Source organism: Deinococcus seoulensis (assembly GCF_014648115.1).
Classification (GTDB): domain Bacteria; phylum Deinococcota; class Deinococci; order Deinococcales; family Deinococcaceae; genus Deinococcus; species Deinococcus seoulensis.
The window spans coordinates 64,564-71,254 of sequence record NZ_BMQM01000022.1 but is presented as its reverse complement, the minus strand read 5'-3'; the positions used below and the strand labels follow the sequence as shown (position 1 = coordinate 71,254).

The 6,691-nt window shown below is 65.4% G+C and carries 7 protein-coding genes; all 7 read right to left on the bottom strand.

The annotated features are described in order from the left end of the window. Nucleotides 1-104: 104 nt before the first annotated feature. On the bottom strand, nucleotides 105-536 hold the full coding sequence (locus tag IEY70_RS14890; RefSeq protein ID WP_189065823.1) for a hypothetical protein: 432 nt from the start codon (nucleotides 534-536) through the stop codon (nucleotides 105-107). 65 nt (nucleotides 537-601) lie between these two features. Then, nucleotides 602-1,369 carry a hypothetical protein gene (locus IEY70_RS14885; protein ID WP_189065822.1) on the bottom strand — a complete coding sequence of 256 codons (768 nt, stop codon included), beginning with the start codon at nucleotides 1,367-1,369 and terminating at the stop codon, nucleotides 602-604. Further along, entirely contained in the window at nucleotides 1,366-1,860 is a 495-nt protein-coding gene (locus IEY70_RS14880; RefSeq protein WP_189065821.1) for a hypothetical protein, read from the bottom strand. Before IEY70_RS14880 ends, IEY70_RS14885 begins: the two co-directional genes overlap by 4 nt. Nucleotides 1,861-2,361: 501 nt before the next feature. Continuing rightward, nucleotides 2,362-2,610 (bottom strand): hypothetical protein, encoded by a 249-nt coding sequence (locus IEY70_RS14875; RefSeq protein WP_189065820.1) that lies wholly within the window; start codon nucleotides 2,608-2,610, stop codon nucleotides 2,362-2,364. 732 nt (nucleotides 2,611-3,342) lie between these two features. Next, nucleotides 3,343-4,920 carry a hypothetical protein gene (locus IEY70_RS14870; RefSeq protein ID WP_189065819.1) on the bottom strand — a complete coding sequence of 526 codons (1,578 nt, stop codon included), beginning with the start codon at nucleotides 4,918-4,920 and terminating at the stop codon, nucleotides 3,343-3,345. A gap of 12 nt (nucleotides 4,921-4,932) precedes the next feature. After that, nucleotides 4,933-6,288: a terminase large subunit domain-containing protein gene (locus tag IEY70_RS14865; RefSeq protein WP_189065818.1), complete on the bottom strand. Its 1,356-nt coding sequence runs from the start codon at nucleotides 6,286-6,288 to the stop codon at nucleotides 4,933-4,935. Next, nucleotides 6,272-6,664, bottom strand: coding sequence for a hypothetical protein (locus IEY70_RS14860; protein WP_189065817.1), 393 nt, complete (start codon nucleotides 6,662-6,664; stop codon nucleotides 6,272-6,274). Before IEY70_RS14860 ends, IEY70_RS14865 begins: the two co-directional genes overlap by 17 nt. Nucleotides 6,665-6,691: the final 27 nt, after the last annotated feature.

The following is a 6,691-nucleotide window of genomic DNA, read 5'->3' as shown; positions in this document are numbered from 1 at the left end:
AGCATGGTAACGGCAGGAGTGCCCGGCCGGAAGCCGGGCACCCGAGCGATCGCTAATCACAGACGAAACTCCTTGGGTGGGGCGAGAGGCGAGCAGAGGGGACTTCACTGCAGGTACAGGCGCGCGGCTTTCGCGCGGATGGGCGCGGGGAGCGTGGCGGGACTGCCGCTGCTGTCGGGGAGCAGGGCCTCGTGCACGTTGCCGGCGACGACCAGGCCGTAGCCGCTGATGCTGTCGCTGGTGGAGTCCTCGCGCGCGTCGCTCATCAGCAGCAGAGTGTCCGCCGTGCCGTCAGCGGGGACGATCTTGCCGGCGGCGAGACTGACGGCCGTGCCGCTGGGGATCAGGCGGCGGCCGGCAGCGCCGAACTTCGCGTCGGTGAAGGCCGACCAGTGCATGGGGGCGCCCAGGCCATGCAGGTCGAGACTGTGGTAGTCCGCGATCCAGGCGGGGGTGGAGAGGGTTCGTTTCTCGCCGCGAATGAGGGCGGCGCTGCCGAGAAGCAGCGCCGTCAGGGGCAGAAGCAGGTTGCGCATGGGGGTGTCCTTTCCCGGCTCAGCTGGAGCGCGGGCGGGGATGGGCTGGTGTCGGGCCGCGGGGCTTACTTGGCCGCTGCGGGTTGCAGCGGGTCGACGTAACCACCTCCTTCGCCGGGCTTGAGGATGTCCGTCAGCCAGCTGCCGCCGGAGCCGCCCGCGTTGCTGCCCGTCCCGCTCCCGGAGCCGCTGCCCGCGTCCTGGCGGGCGTAGGACGCGCCGGCGTTCCCGCTGCCCCCTTCGGACTGCAGAGCCACCAGGTAGTCCTCCCAGTGCTGCCTGGCGTAGGTGGCCAGTTCGTGCTCGGCGCCCTGGGCGTCCTTGACGTACGCGACCTGCACTTTCTTTCCGTCACGTTCGACCTCGCGGCTGGGCAGCAGGGTGAGACCGTCCGCCTTGACGCGGTCCCCCAGGACCCTGGGCTTGTAGCCAGCGTCGCGTGCGGCCGTGTGGAGGGTGTCCTTGAAGCGCAGGTCAGTCAGTTCGGCGCTGTCCTTGGTGCCCTGATCGAGCCTGGTCTTCACTTCTTCCGGGGTACCCAGGGCGATGAAGGCCTCATAGGCCTTGGCCTCGTCGGCGGTGAGGGCGCGCCCGCCCTGCGGCACCTGGCCCACGGTCAGCGTGTCGATCTTCCGGTTGGCGGCCGCCAGCTTGCTCACCAGGTCGGCGTGGGAGGTCTGGGCGTGTTCGGTGGCCAGTTTGGCGCGCCACTCGGCCTCGGACAGGCGGCCGTCGTTGCCGCTGCCGGTGCCGGGGTTGTTCTCGCCCTCACCACGCGTGGCGACGGCGTTGGCGAGCAGCAGGGCGGTCAGGGTGAACAGGTTCTTCTTCATGGGGTTCCTCCGGTGGGCGGGTAGGCGTTCAGGGTCAGCGGGGCGAGCATTTCCACGCGGTGCGCCTCGCCGTACTCACTGCCCAGGAATGCCGTCCAGTTGCAGTCGAGAGGCGTGGGGAAATTCGAGTCACTCACGTGTACGGTGTTCTCGTCCGGGTGGATGGGGATGGCCAGCGCCACCTGGTGCAGCCAACCGGGCGTACCGCCGGGAATGCTGACCAGCAGCGGCGCGTGCCGTTCGCCGGTGGCGTTGCTGGCCGTGAAGCGGGCGCGTAGGCCTGTCCAGAACTCGGCGGGCGTGCCGGGCAGAGGCGGCTCCGCGCAGAAGAGCGTGAAGGCCATCAGGCCCCGCTCGGCGAGGCGCACGTAGTAGCGGGGCGCACTGGGGTCAGGCAGGTGCTCGAGCAGCGTGGCGTCCCCGGTCAGGGCGTGCACGCTCAGGTACAGGCACCCCAGTTGCGTGTCCTGCGGGTAGTGGTGGAACTGCATCAGTTGCCTGCGGGGACCCGTGGGTTGAACTCCGTTTGCGGGACCTGAATGAATTTCAGCGCTTTGCTCGACATGGGCGGACGCACCTCCAGGGCGGCATGAAAAAGCCCCACACAGCGGTGGGGCGGAGCGGGATCAGGCGATATGGGAGTGGTGCGAGGGCCCCTGGGTGGGCGCCTGGGGCGTGAGGATGCTCAGCTCAGTTCTGCAGAGTGGCGGTGCACGTTCCCTTGGACGCGGTCTTGTCCGTGACAGAGCTCATCATGAGCTTCATCGATTCGAATCTTCCGCTGAATTGCGTCACACCCTCTTCAACCTTGGGATCGTCGACCGTGCACGTATTGGGAAGGTTGCCAGATTCTGGCAATAAAAAGGAGAACATCAGTAGACCTCCTGCGAAAGTCCCTCTGGTGCTTGAACTTGCGCGCAGATTCCTCCTCGCCGGCAACAACAGCGGAAGGGTGGGATGCCTCGAAAACCCACTTTCGCAGGAGGTCTATTCTATCTTGCTTGATATATAATGCTTTCCCATACGGATATCACAGATACTATAAATAAAGCCAAGGTTAATATCAAAATAAATATGTTGATTAATTTGGCGATCACGGGCGGAACCTTGATTTCTCTCTCTAAAAAGACACTGATAGGATTTGTAGGATCTGGATTTTTACCGAAGTATAAAGCCACCCCGAAAGCAACGGCAAAAATAGAGAGTATTAGAGTTACTATAAAGTTAATCACGTCTTTCACTTTTCATTCACCATCCACGGTTCGGCTAGGCGATACGGATCTTAAAATTCGCTAACAGAGCTCAATCTTACCCGACAGAATGCCTCTGCATCTCCTATTGATACCGGCGTAAGTTAACATATTGCCCACCACTCCCCTGGGCTGAGAGGATGCTGTCCAAGATGCTTTGCGTGTCAGCACGGTTGACGCAGATTTACGCCAGTACCCATAAGGGAATTTCACAGAAAGTCTCTTTGCCTCTTGAACATGCGCGGGGATTCCTCTTCGCGGATAACAGCGGAGAAGCGACGCAGTTGAAAATTCACTTTCGCAGGAGGTCTAGTGAGGCTGGGGTGTACTTATCCCCCTGGCGGTACTGGATTCTTCCCTGGAAGGCAGATCCTTTTTCTGCTTTGTTGAACTCTATGTATTCTGCCGCTTTTCCCGATCGGTCTGCTTGAACCGCTTCGATGGTGAGCGTGTACGTCATGGGCTCAACGCCAGGAATGTCACCTCTGATTAACCACTGCTGTCCCTCTTGAAAGACTTGAGGAGTGGACGCCTGGCTGGGTGTGCAGGCTGCCAGGAGAAGTGTCGGGATGAGCAGGGGAAGGAATCGGTGCGCGGGCATACCTGAAGGTAGCGAAGATCGCCACGCAAAACTGCCCATATGAGCGGCGGCAACCGACCCGCCATGCGCGGAGCAGTCGGCCCGCACTGACGACCGCACTCCAGACTTGAAGATGGCGTGCTTCACGGCGCCTCTGGTGTGCTGGGCGCGCGTTCCTTCTCGATCTGCGCGTCTTCCTGGGCGGGATCGTCGATGTCCTGCCGTTGCCGGGCAGTGGCTTTGCTGATCACGCCGGCCGCAACGTCCTCCCGGTCGGCGCGGCGGTCTTCGGGGCTGGGCGGGATGACACGGGGCCGGACGGTGCCCTGCACGTCCAGCTGCGCGTAGCGGCGCGGCTGGTTGGCCAGGGCAGCGACCAGCGCGAGAAGCGTGCTGATCACGCCTTTCACGGCGTTCTGGGCGAGCGTCACGGTGTCCTCGCGGGCCGTACCGAAATCGGCAAGTGCCACCTCGCGGCTCCGGCCGGACGCCGTGGCGTCCTTTCCCATCAGCACGAAGACCTGCCCCGCCTCGCTGTACATGTTCAGCTGGCTGTGCTCGGCTGCGGTGACCAGGGCGGCCGGGCTGACGGGTTCGAAGCGGCCGTACTCCGCTCTTCCGAGCGGCTCGTCACCGAGGTACTTGCCCTGCGTGTCCGCTTTCCGGTATGTGGCCTGCCGCCAGAGGATCATGCTGCCCGCGCCAGTGCGGGGCGCCTTGTACACCCGGCGGGTCTGCCCGGGCCTGTCCGGGTCCGGCACGACCTCGTAGGGCGGTTCGACGTTGATGCCGTAGTGTTCCAGGAACCCGGCGAGTTCGGTGTTCCGCAGGATCATCGTGCTGGTGGTGTTGTACGCCATCTGGTTCTGCAGGAACTGCGGCGTGATCAGCGGGTCGGCGGCGAGTTCCAGGTAGTGGACGTGGCCGCCCAGGTCGAGGGCCACACTCGCGGCTTCCTGCTGGTCGCCGCGCAGGACGCGCAGGTGGGTGAGGCCCGTGTCGTCAGCGACGCTGCTGACTTCCACGCAGTCGCGCTGCGCGGAGTCCTGGTAGGCGTACACGGCGCGGCGGTTCAGGGTGTCCGGGTCTTCCCAGATGCGGGCGTTCTCCGGGTGCTCCAGGCATTCGAGGCGAACGTAGCGGGCGATGTCGGCGGGCTTAACGTCACCTTTGACTCGCAGGATTCCGTCCTGGCTGGCCTGGAACAGTCCACTGGCGATCCGGAAGCGCAGCACGCCGCGCCCTTCGCGCCGCGCGAAGGTGAGGGCGCGCCGGATGGCCTGTTCAGTGCTGGCGTTCCACCAGCTGCTGGCCAGTGCGTCGGCTTCCCGCTCCAGTTCCGTGCGGGTGCCGTTCTGGGCGGGCCGGTTGGAGGGCTGCATCAGCGTCCAGCTTATGCGGGCGCTGCTGCTGTGCACGTCCCGGCGCACCACTTCCCGCAGGACGTTCGTGCTCGTAAACGACCGCCGCAAGGCCGTCTGGAATTCCGTCACGACGGCCTGCGCGCGGCGCTTGTCCGCTTCGGTACCCTCGTCCGGGACGTGCACCATCGGGCCGCGCCAGTAGTCAAAGTTCATCTCCCCGCCGCCGATCGGCGCGCCGAGGTGATGCCCGCTGTACATGTGCCGCGCCTGCTGCGCCGTGGCGTTCAGGCTGCTTCTGGCGGCGTCACGCAGTTCGCCCAGGCTGGCGGTGAGCAGGTTCAGGGTCAGGTACTTCATGCTTCACCTCCTCTAGCCGGTCCAGCCGGCCCAGCCATACGCACCGGTCTCTTCTGGCACTGGTTCGATCTCTTCTTCGAGCATCAGTTCGGTCAGCGCCCACACGAGGGCGTCCATCCGGTCGGGGGATTTCTCGCCGGGAACCCAGGTCGTCATCTGCCCTTCCAGGTCCGGGAACACACCCACGTGATGCACGAGGCCCTGCTCGTACAGCGTGCTGATCGGCTCGGCCCGCGTGTGTTTGCCCCGACTGGCCCAGACGGGCCTGACGGGCACGCGCCGGTCGACGGTGCTGATGGTGTGCGTGACCATGTCCCCGCCGTTGTTCTTCTCGGGGACGATCGCGTCGGCGCGGTGGTAGTGGTACGCGTCGATGCTGGTCTGCGCCCACTCGCTGGGGCTGAAGTTCCCGGACAGGTCACCCAGGACGTACGCGCGCCCGGCGGCGTCCTTCCCGGCGACGATGATCCCGGTCTCGGCACTGTCGCTGCTCTGACTGGCCTGCGGATCGATCGCCACCACGATCCGGATGAGGTCCGGCAGCTCCTGGAACGTCAGGCGGAAGCGTTCGCGGTTGAACATCGCGTACTTCCACAGGGCGCCCGGCGTGTCCTCGAGGAGTTCACCGTCCAGCTCCTGCCGGCCCAGGCGCGTGCCCTCGTACTTCCGGATCACGTTCCGCCTGAACGTCTCGGACAGGTTCCCGAGGTTCTCGCTGGTACTTCCACCTGTCAGGACCGTCCCGTCATCTTTCCTCAGCTCGCGGATCAGGCGGTTCGGGCGGGGCGTGCCCGTCATCACCACGCGCGGGTCCTGCCCGAGACGCAACCCGAACAGCAGGTTCGACCAGGTGGTGTCCTCCCCCGTGCCCCGGTCCGCGTCGTTCCACGTGGCGGGTTCGTCCCCCCACGCGCCGTGATGCTGCGGGCCGCGGAGCTTGCGGGGCGTTTCGCTGCTGTAACACTTGAAGCGCGCACCGTTCCGCAGGTACAGCTCCCCCAGCGAGCGGTTCCAGGCGGTGTCCACGGATCCGCCGCGCAGCTCAGCTTCATCCAGCACGCTCAGCAGGCCCGACTCCCCCTCTACCATCACGTCCCGGGCGTCCGCGGCGGTCTGCGCGACCAGGGCGAAGCGCCCGCGGGGGGTGTCCCGCGCCCACTGCGCGATGGTTTCCGCGCCGGTCCTGGTCTTCCCGAACCCTCGCCCCGCGAGGATCAGCCACACGAACCAGTCCCCGGCGGGCGGCAACTGGTTGAGACGGGCCGTGGCGAGCCAGGCCTGCCGGCGGGTGAGGCCGCTGCGGGTCCTGGGTGCTTTCGGGGTGAGGCGGGCGACGCGTTTCTGGGTGGCTTTAATCCGCGTCACCATCTCCAGCATCGTTCACCTCCCCCGCCCCGAGGACGTCCCGCGTGATGGCGATCTCGCTGAGGGCTTTGATGGCTCCGGTGACGGCGCTGATGGTGTCGGCGCTGCTGCCTTCGATGCCGCGGATCATCTCGCCCTGCTTGCGGATGGCGACGGTCAGGGTGAGGTTGAGTTCGTTCGCCCAGTTCTGGGTGGTGACGGTGCGGGACAGCTCCGCGTAGAACCGCGCAAGCTCTTCGTCGGTGTTCAGGAGCTTGCGGTAGTTCTGCAGCGTCCTGAGCGCAATTCCGTGACTTGCGCAAGCGTGCGCGTCTCCCTGGAGGGCGGCGTCGACCAGGGCCCGCGCGGCGCGGAGGTTGTCTCGTTTCGGGGTTGCCATGGGTCACCTCCCTGGGTGGCGCGAAGC

Bases quoted from the DNA above. Each gene is read 5' to 3' on its own strand.
- IEY70_RS14880 (WP_189065821.1), bottom strand. From the start codon at position 1,860: ATGCAGTTCCACCACTACCCGCAGGACACGCAACTGGGGTGCCTGTAC.
- IEY70_RS14870 (WP_189065819.1), bottom strand. From the start codon at position 4,920: ATGAAGTACCTGACCCTGAACCTGCTCACCGCCAGCCTGGGCGAACTG.
- IEY70_RS14865 (WP_189065818.1), bottom strand. From the start codon at position 6,288: ATGGTGACGCGGATTAAAGCCACCCAGAAACGCGTCGCCCGCCTCACC.
- IEY70_RS14860 (WP_189065817.1), bottom strand. From the start codon at position 6,664: ATGGCAACCCCGAAACGAGACAACCTCCGCGCCGCGCGGGCCCTGGTC.
- IEY70_RS14890 (WP_189065823.1), bottom strand. From the start codon at position 536: ATGCGCAACCTGCTTCTGCCCCTGACGGCGCTGCTTCTCGGCAGCGCC.
- IEY70_RS14885 (WP_189065822.1), bottom strand. From the start codon at position 1,369: ATGAAGAAGAACCTGTTCACCCTGACCGCCCTGCTGCTCGCCAACGCC.